18 protein-coding genes are annotated in these 17,464 nt (G+C 32.9%); 10 read left to right on the top strand and 8 right to left on the bottom strand.

The annotated features are described in order from the left end of the window. Positions 1–217 precede the first annotated feature (217 nt). From OD917_RS17080 to OD917_RS17070, 3 genes are read left to right on the top strand one after another with little or no spacing between them, the layout of a single operon-like run. A complete protein-coding gene (locus OD917_RS17080; protein ID WP_263524600.1) occupies positions 218–1,063 on the top strand; it encodes an alpha/beta fold hydrolase in 846 nt (281 codons plus the stop codon). Between the two features lie 5 nt (positions 1,064–1,068). Then, positions 1,069–1,542 carry an RNA polymerase sigma factor gene (locus OD917_RS17075; protein WP_111287437.1) on the top strand — a complete coding sequence of 158 codons (474 nt, stop codon included), beginning with the start codon at positions 1,069–1,071 and terminating at the stop codon, positions 1,540–1,542. Continuing rightward, complete coding sequence (locus OD917_RS17070) at positions 1,529–2,125, top strand: hypothetical protein (RefSeq protein WP_263524599.1); 597 nt, start codon at positions 1,529–1,531, stop codon at positions 2,123–2,125. Before OD917_RS17075 ends, OD917_RS17070 begins: the two co-directional genes overlap by 14 nt. Before the next feature lie 81 nt (positions 2,126–2,206). Here OD917_RS17070 and OD917_RS17065 read toward each other — a convergent pair whose 3' ends face one another. Then, on the bottom strand, positions 2,207–2,605 hold the full coding sequence (locus OD917_RS17065; RefSeq protein WP_263524598.1) for an MmpS family protein: 399 nt from the start codon (positions 2,603–2,605) through the stop codon (positions 2,207–2,209). A gap of 348 nt (positions 2,606–2,953) precedes the next feature. On the opposite strand from OD917_RS17065, the gene OD917_RS17060 reads away from it, so the two are divergent. The 3 genes from OD917_RS17060 (at position 2,954) to OD917_RS17050 (ending at position 6,194) form a co-directional block, all read left to right on the top strand. Beyond that, positions 2,954–4,786 (top strand): ATP-binding protein, encoded by a 1,833-nt coding sequence (locus OD917_RS17060; RefSeq protein WP_263524596.1) that lies wholly within the window; start codon positions 2,954–2,956, stop codon positions 4,784–4,786. After that, the gene (locus OD917_RS17055; protein ID WP_263524595.1) at positions 4,776–5,405 is read left to right on the top strand and encodes a response regulator; all 630 of its coding nucleotides are present in this window, start codon (positions 4,776–4,778) and stop codon (positions 5,403–5,405) included. The genes OD917_RS17060 and OD917_RS17055 overlap by 11 nt, the downstream gene beginning before the upstream one ends. A gap of 102 nt (positions 5,406–5,507) precedes the next feature. Next, positions 5,508–6,194, top strand: a complete 687-nt coding sequence (locus OD917_RS17050; protein WP_263524594.1) for a zinc metallopeptidase — start codon at positions 5,508–5,510, stop codon at positions 6,192–6,194. Between the two features lie 458 nt (positions 6,195–6,652). Here OD917_RS17050 and OD917_RS17045 read toward each other — a convergent pair whose 3' ends face one another. From OD917_RS17045 to OD917_RS17035, 3 genes are all read right to left on the bottom strand, one after another. Then, the gene (locus tag OD917_RS17045) at positions 6,653–7,123 is read right to left on the bottom strand and encodes an Lrp/AsnC family transcriptional regulator (protein ID WP_035681816.1); all 471 of its coding nucleotides are present in this window, start codon (positions 7,121–7,123) and stop codon (positions 6,653–6,655) included. 236 nt (positions 7,124–7,359) lie between these two features. Continuing rightward, the gene (locus tag OD917_RS17040; protein ID WP_109190797.1) at positions 7,360–8,109 is read right to left on the bottom strand and encodes a uroporphyrinogen-III synthase; all 750 of its coding nucleotides are present in this window, start codon (positions 8,107–8,109) and stop codon (positions 7,360–7,362) included. A gap of 14 nt (positions 8,110–8,123) precedes the next feature. After that, positions 8,124–8,792 (bottom strand): DUF4271 domain-containing protein, encoded by a 669-nt coding sequence (locus OD917_RS17035; protein WP_111287041.1) that lies wholly within the window; start codon positions 8,790–8,792, stop codon positions 8,124–8,126. A gap of 106 nt (positions 8,793–8,898) precedes the next feature. On the opposite strand from OD917_RS17035, the gene OD917_RS17030 reads away from it, so the two are divergent. The 3 genes from OD917_RS17030 to OD917_RS17020 are packed head-to-tail and all read left to right on the top strand — an operon-like array spanning position 8,899 to position 11,473. Further along, positions 8,899–9,624: a polyprenol monophosphomannose synthase gene (locus OD917_RS17030; RefSeq protein WP_263524593.1), complete on the top strand. Its 726-nt coding sequence runs from the start codon at positions 8,899–8,901 to the stop codon at positions 9,622–9,624. A gap of 10 nt (positions 9,625–9,634) precedes the next feature. Then, entirely contained in the window at positions 9,635–10,975 is a 1,341-nt protein-coding gene (locus OD917_RS17025) for a dihydroorotase (RefSeq protein ID WP_263524592.1), read from the top strand. A gap of 9 nt (positions 10,976–10,984) precedes the next feature. Next, positions 10,985–11,473 (top strand): DUF4296 domain-containing protein, encoded by a 489-nt coding sequence (locus OD917_RS17020; RefSeq protein ID WP_263524591.1) that lies wholly within the window; start codon positions 10,985–10,987, stop codon positions 11,471–11,473. Here the strand turns inward: OD917_RS17020 and OD917_RS17015 are convergent. After that, entirely contained in the window at positions 11,468–12,469 is a 1,002-nt protein-coding gene (locus OD917_RS17015) for an NAD-dependent epimerase/dehydratase family protein (protein WP_263524590.1), read from the bottom strand. The two genes, OD917_RS17020 and OD917_RS17015, sit on opposite strands and share 6 nt — an antisense overlap. Positions 12,470–12,625: 156 nt before the next feature. Here OD917_RS17015 and tyrS point away from each other — a divergent pair, with 156 nt between their 5' ends. Continuing rightward, positions 12,626–13,921: a tyrosine--tRNA ligase gene (gene tyrS / locus OD917_RS17010; RefSeq protein ID WP_263524589.1), complete on the top strand. Its 1,296-nt coding sequence runs from the start codon at positions 12,626–12,628 to the stop codon at positions 13,919–13,921. A 78-nt stretch (positions 13,922–13,999) separates the two neighbouring features. On the opposite strand, the gene OD917_RS17005 is transcribed toward tyrS, so the two are convergent. The 3 genes from OD917_RS17005 to OD917_RS16995 all read right to left on the bottom strand — a co-directional run bounded on the left by OD917_RS17005 (position 14,000) and on the right by OD917_RS16995 (position 17,290). Beyond that, positions 14,000–15,628 (bottom strand): CARDB domain-containing protein, encoded by a 1,629-nt coding sequence (locus tag OD917_RS17005; RefSeq protein ID WP_263524588.1) that lies wholly within the window; start codon positions 15,626–15,628, stop codon positions 14,000–14,002. A gap of 132 nt (positions 15,629–15,760) precedes the next feature. Continuing rightward, the gene (locus OD917_RS17000; RefSeq protein ID WP_263524587.1) at positions 15,761–16,741 is read right to left on the bottom strand and encodes an acyl transferase; all 981 of its coding nucleotides are present in this window, start codon (positions 16,739–16,741) and stop codon (positions 15,761–15,763) included. Positions 16,742–16,948: 207 nt separating this feature from the next. Next, positions 16,949–17,290 (bottom strand): T9SS type A sorting domain-containing protein, encoded by a 342-nt coding sequence (locus OD917_RS16995; RefSeq protein WP_263524586.1) that lies wholly within the window; start codon positions 17,288–17,290, stop codon positions 16,949–16,951. Between the last annotated feature and the right edge of the window lie 174 nt (positions 17,291–17,464).

Raw genomic sequence — 17,464 nt, 5'->3', positions numbered from 1 at the left:
TTAGCGTCTTTGCGAGCAAATAACCTAGCGTTCTTTGCGAAAAACCTTTGCGTACTTTGCGGTTAAAAACCCGCACCAACATTGGAATTTGGAATTTTTTTATTGAATTTTTCATTTCTGTTGTAACATTTTAATAGTTGCCGTATCAAAAGCATGGATCCGATTTAATTAACAATTTATTGCTATTAGAATTTTAACAACTTATAAACTATTAAAAATGAAAAAGTATATCATCTTAATTATCGCATTCTTATTCTCAGCATTATGTCTAAATGTTTTTGCACAAACAAAACAATTTCCTTTTGAAGTTTTAAAAACTGGAAATGGAGATCAAACTATTATATTTATTCCAGGATTTGCATCTTCTGGAGATGTTTGGAATGAAACCAGAGCTACATTCGAAAATCAATTTACCTGTTATACACTTACAATGGCAGGTTTTGCGGGAAGTAAACCACAATTAAATGCTTCATTTGAAAATTGGAAAACAGGAATTGCCAGTTATATTAAAGAAAATAAAATTGAAAAACCAATCTTAATTGGGCACAGTATGGGTGGCGCACTCGCACTTGCCATCGCAGCAGATTATCCAGATTTGATTGGAAAAATTGTGGTTGTGGATGCGCTTCCTTGTCTGGCGGCGATGACTGATCCTGCTTTTAAATCAAAAGAAAATAACGATTGTTCTGCAACTGTAAATCAAATGACAGCTATGAATGAAACTCAGTTTTACGATATGCAGAAACAAATGATGCCAAGACTTTTACAGGATTCTTCAAAATTAGAAACAGTAGTTAGCTGGAGTGTAAAATCTGACCGAACCACTTTTGGACAAATGTATTGTGATTTTTTTAATGTTGATTTGAGAGAAAGAGTCGCAGCGATAAAATGTCCGTCGTTAATTTTATTAGAATCTTATTTTATAAATTTAAAACCGACTATCGAAGATCAGTATAAAAATTTAAAAAAGGCTAATTTTCAATATGCTACAAATGGTTTCCATTTTATTATGTACGATGATACAGCTTGGTATTTAGAACAATTAAGCACTTTTTTAAAATAGTAAAAATGGAATTTGAACAAATTTACAAAACGTATTGGGATCGAATTTTCAGGCTTTGCATGGGTTTCGTAAACGATTACGACGCTGCGCAGGATTTGGCTCAGGAAACTTTTATAATTGTCTGGCAAAAACTGGAAACTTTTAGAAATGAGTCGGCAATTGGAACTTGGATTTTTAGAATTGCGTCCAATAATTGTCTGAGGCAGATCGAAAAACAAAAACGTTTCCCAAAATCAGAACTTCCCGTTCATCTTTCAGAAGAAAAACAAACCTCATTAGAACCTCAGATTCAATTCTTGTACAAATGCATTGCTGAGCTTCCAGAAACCGATCGTATTATAATTTCGTTAGAATTAGAAGATATCAAACAAAATGAAATTGCTAAAATCGTCGGACTTTCTGAAGCCAATGTTAGAGTGAAAATTCACAGAATAAAAGAAAAACTGACTCAAAAATTTAAAGAAAATGAACAACGATAATAATATAGATTTTAAAGATTTGTGGAAAAAACAATCCGTAAGTCAGCCCGATATTCAGGATTTATTGGCGAGAGTTGGGAAATTCAAAAAAGCAGCTTTGCGCAGTTTATGGCTTAGTAATATTCTACTTTGTTTAACCAGTGCGTTTATAGTTTTTATTTGGATTTACTATCAGCCGCAATTTATTTCGACAAAAATCGGAATTGTTTTAACGATTCTTGCTATGGTGATTTATTTGTTTGTGTACAATAAATTATTACGCAGTTATAAGAATATCGATGCAACAGCAACGAATCAGGAATATCTTCAAAAGTTGATTTTTATAAAAAAGAAACAGCAATTTATGCAAACCAAAATGATGAGTTTTTACTTTGTATTTCTAACAATTGGGATTTGTCTGTATATGTATGAATACGCAAGCAGAATGAGCGTTTTGGGCGCAACTTTAACTTACGTAATAACTTTACTTTGGATGATGTTTAATTGGTTTTATATTCGTCCAAAACAAATTAAAAAACAGCAGGATAAAATAAATGGTCTTATTGAGAAGTTTGAAGAAGTAAATCATCAATTAGAGTCATAAATAAAGAAAAGCTTCGTAAATAAATACGAAGCTTTTTCTTTTACCAAAAACAAAAAAATTTAAATTCTAAATTTTTATAAATTATTGTCCAAAAACAAAAGAGCCTGGAGCGGCTACGATAATGCCATCATTAGTTGCTGTTGCAGTAGTTTCTTTTTCTACTTTTCCGCCAACAATAATTTTAACAGTTAAAGTTTGGCCTTGTGTTCCGCCATATCCACTTACTGTTATTCCAGCTCCATAAGTATCTGCAGAAGCAGTAAATTCTTTACTCCAAGGCAATGAAGTAATATCTACGTTTTGTCCTCCATTACCAGATTCAATATAAGTAGCGCTAAGAGTTCCAGCATAATTTCCAGAAACTTCATATTTTATATCTCTTGAAGACGCTCCTCCATTATCATCATTATCACTGCTGCAAGAAACTGCTGTAAAAGCAAGAGTCATTACAATTGCTAAGGTTTTCAAAATTGATTTCATAATATATTCTTTTAATTAATAATCTGATTCATAACAAAATTAGACCCTAACTTACGGGATGGCAATACCTGATAAAATGTATTTTTTATTACCTGATATCAGGTAAAAGCACGAGATTTCTTTTTGAAAGTCATTAAGCTTTAATAACTTTGAGTAAATGCCACATTTATGAAGAAACTCTACGCCTTTTTATTTTTTTTATTTTTTTCTGCAATTTCCCATTCACAGGTAATCCTTTCATTAGATGATGACACTGTTTATATTGACAGTATTGTTAAAATCACAAAAAACACAAAATCCGACAGTGTCAAAAGTTTGAATAGTTTCAGATTGTCAAAACTATTTTTGATGGCACAGGATGCAAAAAAATCCAAAGAATATCTTGAACAGGCAAATAAACTTAAAGTCAAATTTCCTTTTTTAAAAGATGCTTCTATTTTCTATAATGCCTACAGTTTTATAGAGAAAGGTGATTTGGAAGGCTTTGAAAAAGCTTTGCTCGAAGCCAATACTAAACTTAAAAAATATCGAAATAAAGAAGCTTATAAACTTCGTGCCGTGATACTTCAGAATTACGGTATTATGCAGCAGCGAAAGAATAACGAAAATGCTTATATGAAATTATTGGTAAATGAAGCTATTCCGATTGCTAAAAAAAGTGGGGATTATGAATTAATTAGTGCATTGAATAAAGCAGTCGCAATTATTTTTATGAATAATGATGAACGCGAAAAAGCGGCAGAATATCTAGATCAAGCACAGAAATATATTGAGAGTGCCACAAAAAAATCTGCAACTTTAGCAGAGTCTAAGATGGAAACGTATATTATAAATGCAGAAAATCTGGTTGAACTGAAACATTTTTATGATGCTAAAGAAATTCTAGATAAAGCTTATGCGACTTTGGAAAATTATCCAGAATCAAACTTAAACGATTCTTATTTTTATTCGGAAGGGCTTTATTATTCTAAACAGAATAAACACAATGAAGCATTAGTGAGTTTTGAAAAAGGAATTAAATCGGCAGAAAGCCATCAGAATGCTATTGCAGTAAATCGATTGAAATTTGCAGAATATGAAGTGCTTTTTAAACTGAAAAATTACGATAAAGCCAAAAGCAATTTAGAATATCTAATCGCGAAAACGCCTTTTATAGTAGATAAAAAGAATTATTATAAAGAGCTGTCTAAGATTTATAATGCGACTAAGGAATATCCGAAAGCCTATTATTATTCGAATAAATACAATGTAATAAACGACAGTCTTAATGATGCTAAACTGAAAAGCGAAATTGTTGAACTTGAAGCAAAATATAAAAAAGCGGAAAGTGAAAAGAAAATTGGCTTGTTGCAATCAGAAAATGAAAAAGCGGTTTTGCAGGTTAACAATAATCGCTTGAATATGATGCTTTTTGCGGTGCTTTCGTTTGTTTTGTTTTTGACGGTTTTGTTTTTGTGGAGCTGGAATAATTATCAGAAAAAAATAAGTTTTCAAAAGGAAGTAAATCATAAGCAGGAACTTGAAGCATTAGAGAATCAGCAAAAATTATCCGTGTCGAATGCTTTGATTGAAGGGGAAGAAATCGAACGTAAAAGAATTGCCAGAGATCTGCACGACGGACTCGGAAGTATGCTTTCGGGACTTAAAATGCATTTAAATCTTGCAGATCGAGAAAACAATGAAAACGCTCTAAATATAAACGGAATGCTAAACGATTCGATAAAAGAGCTTCGCAATATTTCTCAGAATTTAATGCCTGAAAGTTTGATGAAATTAGGTCTTGAACATGCTCTTCGAGATTTATGCGCTTCGCATTCGACTGCAGAAACTACGATCGAATTTCAGTATTTGATCAAAAAAACAACTTTGCCACAGCATTTTAAAATTATGATTTTCAGAATCATTCAGGAGCTTTTGAATAATGCTTTAAAATATGCCAAAGCCTCTCAGATTCTAGTTTCTTGTTCGCAAAATAAAGATGTGTTTTTTATTACGGTTGAAGATAATGGAATTGGTTTTAATGTTGAACATGCAGAAAAAAGAGATGGAATGGGACTTCGAAATATTAAAAACCGCGTTGCTTTTTTAAATGGAAAATTAGAAATCGATTCTATTCCTAGTAAAGGAACTTCGACTTATATTGAATTAAAATACAATCCAAATCATGATTATGAAGTATAAAACAGTAATAGTAGACGATCATCCGATTGTGATTTCGGGAATTGCAGGTTTGTTATCAGAGTTAGATAATATAGAAATTGTAGAAAAATTTGAATCAGGAATTGCGCTTTTAGATTATATCGAAGACAATAAAGTAGATTTGATTTTAATGGATATTTTTCTACCCATAATAAATGGAGTTGATTTATGTAAAACAATCAAGCAAAAGCACCCTAAAATTGTAATTATCGGGATGAGTAGCCAATCTGAAAGAAGTTTGGTAATGCAGTTTATCCAGAATGGCGGAAACGGTTATATTCTTAAAAATGCTTCTTTTGATGAATTTAAAGAATGTATTTATAAGGCTATTGATGGCGAAATTGTTTTTAGCGAAGAAGTAAAAACGATAATTAGCCAGCCATTGTCTGAAGATTTAGAAAAAATTCCAGGTTTGAGCCGCAGAGAACGCGATATTGCATTATTGCTTTCGCAGGGAAAATCGACTCAAGAAATTGCTGATGATTTGTTTTTGAGTTTTTTAACCGTTCAAACGCATCGGCGAAATATTCTTCAAAAATATAAGATGAAGAATGTGGCAGAATTGATTGCTTTTTTGCTGAAGAACAATATGCTGAATTAAGCCAAAAATGGTTTAAAAATGTCAAAATGGCATTTTGTTAAAATGGTTCATAATTTGATGTTTGTTTTGTAAATTTAAAAATCAATCTAAAAACAGAAAAAAATGGGATCAGGATATTTAATTATTGTTGGAGCTATAATGTTGTTCAGCTGGCTGGTAAGCTCTCAGCTGAAGAGTAAGTTTGAGTTATATTCGAAACTACAATTAAGAAACGGAATGAGCGGTCGCGAAATAGCTGAAAAAATGCTTGCAGATAACGGAATTACAGATGTTCGCGTTATTTCTGCAGCAGGTCAATTAACAGATCATTATAATCCTTCAGATAAAACAGTAAATTTAAGTGAGGCAGTTTATAATCATCGCAATGCGGCAGCGGCGGCAGTTGCGGCGCACGAATGCGGTCACGCAGTACAGCATGCAATTGGTTACGAATGGCTTACAATGCGTTCTAAATTAGTGCCAATTGTAAGTGTGGCTTCAAATTTTGTACAATGGATTTTGATTGCAGGAATTCTTATGATTAAAGTTTTTCCTGGATTATTATTAGTCGGAATCATCATTTTTGCGGCAACAACTTTGTTCTCGATTATTACACTTCCAGTAGAATATGATGCTAGTAATCGTGCTTTGGCTTGGTTAGAAAACAAACATATGCTAACGCAAGAGGAGCAAGCAGGAGCAAAAGATGCTCTAAAATGGGCTGCAAGAACGTATGTAGTAGCTGCAATTGGTTCTATTGCAACGTTGTTATACTATATCTCGATTTATTCTGGAAGCAGAAGAAACTAATTAGTTAATTGAGATAATTAGTCAATTAGATAATTATATCTAACCCGACAGGTTTTGAAAACCTGTCGGGTTTTGTGTTTTGTTAAGTTTATCTGGCTGAGCTATGTCGAAGCCTTTATGCATTTGTGAAAATTATCGAATTAATTAGATAGTCGTAAAAACAGAAAAAGTATTACCCAAATTCCAGATATAATGTAAATAGAATTTAAGTATTGCTTTTCTTTTGATTTGTAATATTTGAATAAAAATATCAAGGAAAGAATAATACTTGTCGGGATTGAAAGCAAAAACAGTAAAAATCCTCCACCAGGAGTACAAACGCCACTTGGTACTGTCTTTTCTGCAATGAAAATTATAATAAAATAGAAAATAAAAAAGAGTATTGTTTTTATTTCGGTTTGAATGTTAAACATAAAGTTTTGAAATTATCTAATTATCAAATTGGCACATTCTCTAATTTATAACTGAATCTGCCTGTCAATCTGCTGATCTAGCGAAATAAAAGTTTCGGTTCTTGAAACTCCTTCAATAGCTTGGATTTTTGTATTAAGAAGCTGCATCAAATGTTCGTTGTCTCGGCAGATAATTTTAATTAATACTGACCAGTTTCCTGTTGTATAATGACATTCTAAAACTTCTGGAATTTTCTTCAAATCTTTTACAGCTTCTGAATTTCTTGAAGCTTTGTCTAAATAAACGCCAACAAAAGCCATTGTATTATAGCCTAAAACTTTTGGATTAACGGTAAACTTAGATCCGGAAATAACTCCCGATTGTTCGAGTTTTTTTAATCTCTGGTGAATTGCGGCTCCAGAAATACCAATTTTATTAGCGATTTGCAAAATCGGTTTTCGGGCATCATCCATTAAGTAACGAAGGATTTCCTTGTCGATTCCGTCAATTTCAATTAAAAGGGAGTTGATTTTCATAACTTACAATTTGAAACTTTTTTTAGTGATTTGGGTTTAGAATAGAAATCAAATGTAGTTAAAATGCTGTACAAAAGAAAATCCCAATATTGAAATTCCAAATTTGGTTATTTTGAATATAGCCCGTGGCTTCAACCACGGGAAGCCAACGATGATAAAGATTAATAAAAACAAAAAATCCAAATTCCAGTGGTTAAGTTGGAATTTGGATTTTAAATATTTTTTCTTGGTCAGGTTTATTTTCCTTTGTTTGCCTCGGCAACGTATTTTTCTAAAGCCATTGTCATAGAAGGAGTTTCAGGAGTTGGAGCAAGAATGTCAATTCTTAAACCATGATCTAAAGCCTCTTTTTGAGTTGTGCTTCCGAATACGGCAATTCTGGTATCATTTTGTTTAAAATCTGGGAAATTCTTAAACAAAGATTTGATTCCAGTTGGACTGAAAAACGCAAGAACGTCGTAATAAACGTCTGCTAAATCAGATAAATCACTCATTACAGTTCTGTAGAAAATAGCTTGTGCCCAATCTACTTTTAGACTGTTTAATGTTACAGGAGCATCTGCATTTAATTGGTCAGATGCTGGAAGTAAGAACTTTTCGTCTTTGTACTTCTTAATTAGCGGAGATAAATCTGCAAAATCTTTTGCTCCAACGTAAATTTTACGTTTTCTGTACACAACATACTTTTGAAGGTAAAAAGCAACAGCCTCAGATTGACAGAAATACTTCAATCCTTCTGGAACTTTGTAACGCATTTCATCAGCAACTCTAAAAAAATGATCTACAGCATTTCTACTTGTTAAAATGATCGCAGTGTAATGATTAAGATCGATTTTTTGTAATCGAATCTCTTTTGCGCTAACCCCTTCCACATGAATAAATGGTCTGAAATCAATTTTTATTTTGTGTTTTTGTTGGAGCTCAAAGTAAGGAGAATTCTCCACTTTAGGTTCAGGCTGTGACACCAAAATTGTTTTCACTTTCATATTATAAACATTTTCTAAGCACTCCCTTTTGTTATCCAATAATAAAGAAAATAATAAGGGGCTATTTCAAGAGCGCAAAGATATAAAATAAAATAAAATAACTTGCCGATTATTGCGTTTTGATACGTTTTAATTGAAATAAAGTAGGAGTATACACTAATACACAGCGAAATACCTATGATTACAAGGGGTACAATTTGCGGAATATTATTGTAATAAAACAAAACTGCGTTGATTGGAAGGATCAAAACGCCAATATATGTTCTGTAAGTAACTTTTTGCAAGTTAAAAAGCTCTACAAATTCGTCGATATTGAAAGAAGTTGCTACAATTTTTTCGATTAAATATTTCCCTAAAATAAAATAAAGAAGAAAAGTAGCGATTTGAATAAACAAAATCCAGTCGGTTTTTGAGGCGTAACCAAAAATATTCATCGTAAGCAAAATGAAAAATGCAAACGATACAACTTGCACAAAAAATAAACCAACTGTAAAGCTGCTTTTCATGTGGTTGTTATCGCGATAAATTTTGGCGTATTTATCAGAAAAAATAAGTTTACTAAATTCACTGAATCGTGTTTCATAAGCCGATTTTGTCATCGCAACAACAGCAAAGGTCAGCACAAATAAAAGTGTTGCCCAGTCTTTGTTTTCAAGAATTCGAGGATGTAATTGTTCAATCATAGCGTTACAAAATTAGTAATTTTTTGATGCAATACTTTTATTATATATTTATTATGAATCAAATGCTATAAAAAGTTTACTTTTGCGGTGAAATTACCGTAAAAAAATGAATGATAGTATTGTCATAATTCCCACTTATAACGAAATTGAAAACGTAGAAAGTATAGTAAGAGCTGTGCTTTCGCAACATAAACCTTTTCATCTGCTGATTATTGATGATAATTCTCCCGATCATACTGCTAAAAAAGTAATTGCTCTGCAGGAAGAATTTCCAGGGAAACTTTTTCTAGAACAAAGAGCAAAAAAATCTGGCTTGGGAACGGCTTATGTTCATGGCTTCAAATGGGCTTTGGAGCGCGACTATCAGTTTATTTTTGAGATGGATGCCGACTTTTCACATAATCCAAATGATTTAGAAAAATTGTATGATGCTTGTCATTTTGGCGGAGCAGATCTTGCAATTGGATCTCGTTATGTAACTGGGGTAAACGTTGTAAACTGGCCTTTAAGCCGAGTTTTAATGTCTTATTTTGCATCTGTTTATGTGAAATTTATCACTGGAATGAAAATTCACGATGCAACTGCTGGCTTTGTTTGCTATAAACGAGAAGTTTTAGAAAAAATCAATTTGAATAAAATAAAATTTGTTGGGTATGCGTTTCAAATCGAAATGAAGTACAGAACTTACTGCGCCAAATTTCAAATTACCGAAGTCCCAATTATTTTTACCGATAGAACAAAAGGAGTTTCTAAAATGAGTAATGCTATTATCAAAGAAGCTATACTTGGAGTGATTTCGCTTAAATTAAGAAAACTAGTCAATTCATTATAAACCAACCGAAATGAACAGGATTTTAATAAAAAATGCCAAAATTGTAAACGAAGGGACAATTTTTGAAGGTGATGTTTTAATTGAAAACGATTTGATTGTTGAAATTGCAGACAGCATTTCATTAAAAACTTCAGATTGTATCGTAATCGATGCTGAAGGAAATTATTTAATGCCAGGCGCGATTGATGATCAAGTACATTTTAGAGAACCGGGATTAACGCATAAAGGCGATATCGAATCGGAATCTCGTGCAGCGGTTGCGGGCGGAATCACGTCTTTTATCGAACAGCCAAATACAGTTCCAAATGCGGTTACACAAGAAATTTTAGAAGATAAATATCAAATAGCATCTCAAAAATCATTTGCGAATTATTCGTTTATGATGGGAGCAACAAATGATAATTTGGAAGAAGTTTTAAAAACAAATCCAAAAAATGTTGCAGGAATTAAAATTTTCTTAGGTTCATCTACAGGAAATATGCTGGTTGATAATGAAGCTGTTTTAGAAAAGATTTTTTCTAGCACCCCAATGTTGATTGCGGTTCACTGCGAAGATGAAACGACTATCAAAAATAATCTTGCAGCTTTTAAAGAACAATACGGTGACGATGTGCCAGTTACAGCTCATAATTTAATCAGAAGTGCTGAGGCTTGTTACATTTCTTCTTCAAAAGCAGTAGCTTTAGCCAAAAGAACAGGTGCGAGATTGCATATTTTCCATCTTTCTACTGCGAAAGAAATGGAGTTGTTTACAAATAAAATTCCGTTAGAAGAGAAAAAAATTACCGCTGAGGTTTGTGTGCACCATCTTTGGTTTACAGATGAAGATTATAAAACAAAAGGGAATTTCATAAAATGGAATCCAGCTGTTAAAACGGCTGATGACCGTGCAGAACTTTGGAAAGCTTTAAACGACGGAAGAATTGATGTAATTGCTACAGATCACGCTCCTCATACTAAAGAAGAAAAAATGCAATCGTACTTAAATGCGCCTTCTGGAGGTCCGTTGGTGCAGCATGCAGTTGTAGCGATGTTTGAAGCGCATCATCAAGGAAAAATTAGTGTGGAGAAAATCGTGGAGAAAATGTGCCACAATCCAGCTAAGCTTTTCAAAATTGAGAAAAGAGGTTTTATTAGAGAAGGTTACCACGCCGATTTAGTAATCGTTAATCCGAGTTTGCCTTGGAGCGTGAAACCAGAAAATATTTTATACAAATGCGGATGGTCTCCGTTTGAAGGTTATACTTTCAAATCAAGAATTACGCATACTTTTGTAAATGGAGAATTGGTATATAATAATTTTAAAGTAAAAGATACCAGAGCAGGGAAAAGATTATTGTTTGACAGATAAAAAACAGCTATGAAGAATTTTATACTAATAATATTGGTTTTGTTTCTTTCTATAAGCTGTAAAAAAGATCTGGTAAAACAGCCTGCAAAGCTTATTGAGAAAGAAAAAATGATTGACATTATATACGATTTGTCTATTCTGGAAGCAATGAGATATCAAAAGCCATTATCTTTAGATTCGATAGACAGTGATGCAACTAAGTTTGTTCTAAAGAAATATAAAGTAGATAGTCTTCAGTTTGCACAGAACAATATGTATTATGCTTCAGATTATGAAAACTATGCAGCTATGTTTGCTGAAGTAAACAAAAGAATAGCCGTCAATCAAAGAGCGGCTGATTCGCTGGCTAAAATTGACGAGAAAAAAGCAGCTAAAGAGAATAAAAATAAGCCAAAAGAATCAAAAGAAGCTTCAAAAGATTCAGTTAAAAAAACAATTCCGAAGATTAATATTGATTCTATAAGAATGGCACAAAGAAAGCACAGAAGAAACTTATAGTTTAGAGCTTTCTAAAATATATTGATGAATATCAGTAAAAACCGTTCCTAGAGCGGTTTTTATTTTTTCATTACTATATAAATTCTTCGAATAAGAAGCTTTTGCCGTTGCTTTTGTAATGCTTCTTTTTCTGAAAAATAAAGTAGAAAAGATTCCATCTGCAATCCACAATATATTCATCAAAAAAGGTTTGGCGTGAATGTGAGGTCTTTTTACTTTTAAAGTATCGGCAACAGTATTCAAAAGATCCTTAAAAACGATATTATCTGAGATAAGAGTGAAACGCTCATTTTTAACTTCACTTTTCATTAATTCAAAACTAATTTTTATCACGTCATCAACGGTAATAAACCCAGTGCTTCCTAGCGTGTAAAAGGATAATCCGTTAGAAACTTTTCTGTAGATTTCGCTACTGCCTTCGTCAAAAATATGTATCATTTGTGGCGGACCTAAAATGACTCCTGGATTTACAATAATAACATTTAAGCCTTCTTGCTGTCCGCGCCATACTTCCATTTCGGCACCGTATTTAGAAATGGCATAATCGCTATGTGGTTTTTCTGGATTCCAGTCTGTTTCTTCTGTAATGTGGGTTTCGTGCGGGGCAATATCTCCTAAAGCAGCAATCGAACTGATATAGCAGAATTTTTCTACCTCTTTGGCAATTGCAAAATTGACCATATTGGCAGTTCCTTCGATATTGGTTTTTCTAAGGATTTCTTCGTCTTTAGGCTCAAATGATATAAAAGCAGCGCAATGATATACTTGCTTAATATCGACAAAAACATTTTCTAATGAAGGAACATCTAAAATATCGGCTTCAAGCCAATTGATTTTTTCAAACAAATCTGTTTTTTTATAAAAATCAAAAACCGCTTTTGTTTTTTCTATCTTATTTTGACTTCTGTAAATAGCCCGAACATTTTCTCCATTTTCAATTAAATGAAGTAATAAATGCGCGCCTACTAAACCAGTTCCTCCAGTTACTAATATCATGTTGTAAAGATAAGTTTTTGTTGTAAAGGTGCAAAGGTTTTTTGAAGGTGCAAAGGTTCAGAGTGGCAGAGGTTCAAAGTTTTTATGTATTGATATGTCATTGCTTTTTGATATTGCCATTGCCATTGACTATATTTGCGCAAATTATTTAAAAAAATGAAGAATCTAGTTGAAGAATTAAAATGGCGCGGGTTATACCATGATAGTATGCCTGGAACGGAAGAACAATTGCTAAAAGAAGCAACCACTGCCTATATCGGTTTTGATCCAACGGCAGATTCACTGCACATCGGAAGTATGGTTCAGATTATTTTATTGGTTCACCTAAAGAATTTTGGTCACAGACCGATCGCTTTAGTTGGTGGAGCAACAGGAATGATTGGAGATCCTTCTGGTAAATCTGATGAAAGAAACTTGCTTGACGAGGAAGCTTTGGCTAAAAACGTAGCTGGAATCAAAAGTGTCTTGTCTCGTTTCTTAGATTTTAATTCAACCGAAGCAAATGCACCTGTAATGGTGAATAACTACGATTGGATGAAAGAATTCTCTTTTATCGATTTTGCACGTGAAGTTGGAAAAAGAATTACCGTAAACTATATGATGGCTAAAGATTCTGTAAAAAAGAGATTTAGCGGTGAAGGTGAGGGAATGTCTTTTACAGAATTTACATATCAGTTAATTCAAGGTTACGATTTCTATCATTTATATAAAAACAACAACTGTATTCTGCAAATGGGTGGTTCTGACCAATGGGGTAATATTACCACAGGTACAGAATTAGTGCGCAGAATGGGAGGTGAGAATGCTAAAGCTTACGCCTTAACAACTCCTTTGATTACAAAGGCTGACGGATCTAAATTCGGTAAATCTGAAGGCGGGAATGTTTGGTTGGATGCTGATAAAACTTCTGTTTATACATTTTACCAATTTTGGTTGAAAGTAACTGACATTGATGCGAAGAAATATATCAAAATCTTTACTTTTTTAGATAAAGATGTAATAGATGCTTTGATTGAAGAGCATGATAAAGCACCGCATTTATGGATTTTGCAGAAAAAATTGGCAGAAGAAATTACGGCTTTTGTACACGGAAAAGAAGCTTTAGAGAAAGCAATTCAAGCTTCAAATATTTTGTTCGGAAGTTCTACTGCAGAAGATTTGAAAAAATTGGATGAAGCAACTTTCTTAGAAGTTTTTGACGGAGTTCCGCAAGCTGAAATCGCAAAAGCTGATTTAGAAAACGGATTGGATATTATCACTGTTTTAAACGAAAAAACAGGTTTTTTTAAATCAAACGGAGAGGCGAGAAGAGCTTTAACAGCAAATTCAATTTCTGTAAATAGAGAAAAAATAAAAGAAGATTTCGTTTTAACAGCAAATGATTTAATTAACAATCAATTTGTGTTATTGCAAAGTGGAAAGAAAAACTATTTTGTGATTCGTGTTGTATAGTTTCGGAAACAAAATATTTTTAATTTGAAATAAAAAGGCATCCTAAAAAAGGATGCCTTTCTTTTTGTAATAGTAAGATTATTTTTTTAGAACTTTTCTCGTCTCGCCTTTTGATTTGATGATGTAAATTCCAGTTTTTAAAGTATCAAGAGATTTGTCCTCTTCTTCTTTAGAATTAACTTCTTTTGTCAATACTTTCTGTCCATCAAAATTATATACATTAATAGAGTATGGTTGAGGAACTTCCTGAGTGTCTGAACTTGTTTGTGCTGTTCTTGCAAAAGGATTAACAAAGGTTACAGGTATAGGCGTTACATTGTTATTTTCATTTGATTCAGCGTTTGTCTTAGAATCATCTACTGAAATAAGGATGTTTCGATTTCCGGTAACTGTTAAGCCTCCAAAATCAGAAGAGAAAATGGATTTAGATACAGAAATTGAACCTCCAGGGTTTATTGCGCCTATTGAGATGGCGCTAGCTGTAGATTTTATATCAGCTGAATCAAGGACACCGTCAGAAGACAAATAAAACTGAAGGGTAGAAGGAACTGAAGCGGCGCTTCCTGTATTTTTGATTGTTATTGATTGTAAATTGATAATTCCAGATTGATTGTTTATTGTGTGTCTTTTGCTACCTAAATCACTTAAAGCGGCACTGCAATCAAAACAATTGCTGAAAATAATCGTGTTGGTTGGATCAATAACTAAATCTGGTTTTCCTGCTGGTGTTGTTATTTGGTTAATAATGAATGATGATGTAGATGAAACGATATTATTGCTAGTATTTGTCTCTTCACTATTAACTAATTGCATAATAGCATAGTAAATACCGCCACTAATATTTGCAGGAATAGTTATGGATGGTGTTCCATATTTAATTTCATTTGGATTCAACGGATCGATAGTGATATCTTTAATTAATATATCATCAGCACTTAAAGTTGAATTGCCTTTAGAAAAGTAAATTAAGCAATGAGATGGTGAAAAAGCTCTGCCACCAATGTTTTTCAGTGAATAAACTGCTGTGAAAGTTGTTCCAGTAGTCATTGTTGCAGACCCGCAATCTACAGCGTTAGCTTGTAAGTCTGGTTTTGGGCAGTTTAATGTAGCAAGAGAAAAAATAGTATTACTGTTTGTCGGATCTATTTGATATTCGCTATCGCCAGCTTCAATACTTGCACCAGTAATCAAATAGTAATTGGCACCTTTTCCGAAGTCCATAAAATAAACTTCACCTATATTTAAAGGTTTTTGAGTTTTTACATTTACTCTTTCTCGAGTAGTGTTGGCAGTTAAATTTGCGCAATAATTACTTTGAGCTTGTTCTAGGGTTGATCCTAATAATATTGGTCTAATATATTTCCATGACAATGCATTGCACAAGTCTGGAATTAGCTCAAAAGGAGCTGGTTCATCTATATCACTTCCTTTGTCAAGATAATAGTTTTCAGCACGTAGTACTCTGTAATAATTCGATCCAGAGATTGAGCCTAAAACAAGATCTGATTTGTAAATTTTGCCAACCTCGAGTTTGAAGCTTTGATTTAGATTAACATCTCTCGTTGTAGTAGATATAGTGTGAGCACATCCTTTAGAAATGGCAATCTCGATGTTTGGACCTAAATCTTCTAAAGTGTGAAATTTGTAAGTCTGGGACCATCCTGTGATACTCAGAAGTAATAAAAGTAATAAAGTAATTTTTTTCATGATTTTATATTTAAAATGTTAACCTAAAGTACATTTTAAACACAAATGAAGTATTTTTCCTATATTAAATATTGGTTAATAAATTGTATATATTCTTACAAAAAAAAAGGTTTGATTACTTGAAAAAATCTTTTACAGTACCATCAAATTACACCCACGAATATCAGAATTATCAAAACGTCCCAATACCTCAAAAGAATTGTTGGAATATTTTTTGCCTAAATCTTGCGTAGCAATAAAAGAACACGAATTGATATTAGCTAAATCAATAACATTAATTCCGCCCGTTTTTCCATCATTCACGTAAGTGAGAGCATCTTCCGGATCGCGAACTAAAATATGCATCCAAGAAGGACATTCAAAAATACCTTCGCCTAAAGAATACGCTTGAGCTAAAAGCTCTGTCATTCCGTATTCTGAATGAATAGAAGAAACGCCAAAACCTTTGCATAAAATATCGTGCAATTCTTCACGAATTATTTCTTTGCGTTTTCCTTTCATTCCTCCAGTTTCCATAATAATGGTATTTTGAAGATTGAATTGGTGTTTTTCGATTAAATCTAACAAAGCATACGTAACCCCAATTAAGATTACATTTTGACCAGCTTCGTCCAATTCAAGAAGTTTTTTGATGAGGTCGTCATGATTGTGCAAATAAAATCCGCTTTCAGGCTGATTAGAGAGTTTTATTAGATCTTCGACCATATAAATTAACGAAGAGCCTTCGCGTTCTAAATAAGACGGCAAAAGGGCTAAAACAACGTAATCCTCGATATTGCCATAAAACTGAGAAAATCCTTTGCGGTAACTTTCCTCATATAGGGAAACATCGGTCACTAAATGTCTGCTGGTAATCATTCCGGTTGTACCGCTGCTGGTAAAAGTTACTTGTGCAGAATCTGTATTAGAAACGACATCATGACTTTTGAAAAATTGAATGGGTAAAAAAGGAATTTGCTGCAGTGATTTTACCTGCTGCGGATTTATTTTTAAAAAATCACAGAAATCGCGATAGACTTTGTTGTTCTCGTGCTGAAAACGAAACACTTTTAGTGCTATTTTTTCAAATTGTTTCTGACTTGAAATGGTAAAGATATCGTTGGCTGTGATCAAAACTTTTTTTTTTGCAAAGATATTATATTTAGTGTTCAGTCGCAGTATCCAGTCGCAGTTTTCAACAAAGTACATAAACTGAAAATTGTGAATGTAATTGGAAACTAAAAAAGTGTTCAGTCACGGTTTTCAGTTGCAGTATTCAGCAAAGTAGAAAAACTGAAAACTGAGACTGAAAACTAAAAAAAGCTCCAAAGGAGCTTTTTTTTATCGTATAATGAGTTTTCGTGTTGCCGATGCATTCTGTTCGCTTATTCTGATGATGTAAACACCAGGAGGCAACTCTGAAACATTTAATTCTTTTGATACTAAATGTGCTTGCAATACTTTTTTACCTAAAATGTCAAACACAATAATTTCTTTCTCTAAATCGTTCTTAGATGATATGTACACTTTTCCGTTAGTCACGGGGTTAGGATACAAGCTAAGCCCCTCAATAGAAGTAGAAGATTCTTGAGTTTTTGGTAATTGCTTGCTGTCCTGCGCTGAAACGCTTACAGTAAAGAAAAATGCCAATAAGAAAGTAATATAAAAGTAGTTTTTTGCCATCGCGTGTATTTGATTAATGTAAATATACAAAAAAAATTACAAAAATGACGCCAAAAAAAAACATCCTGAATATTTAGGATGTTTTTAACATTGTGTTTTCGAAGAGATTAGGAAAAAGTGTGATTTTACGGGCGCTAAGAATTATAAAATAAAAAAAGCTGTCTGAAATATTTC

The sequence above is a fragment of the Flavobacterium sp. SH_e genome (genome assembly GCF_025717045.1).
In the GTDB taxonomy this organism is placed as follows: Bacteria; Bacteroidota; Bacteroidia; order Flavobacteriales; family Flavobacteriaceae; genus Flavobacterium.
This window is presented reverse-complemented; position numbering and strand designations above follow the sequence as displayed.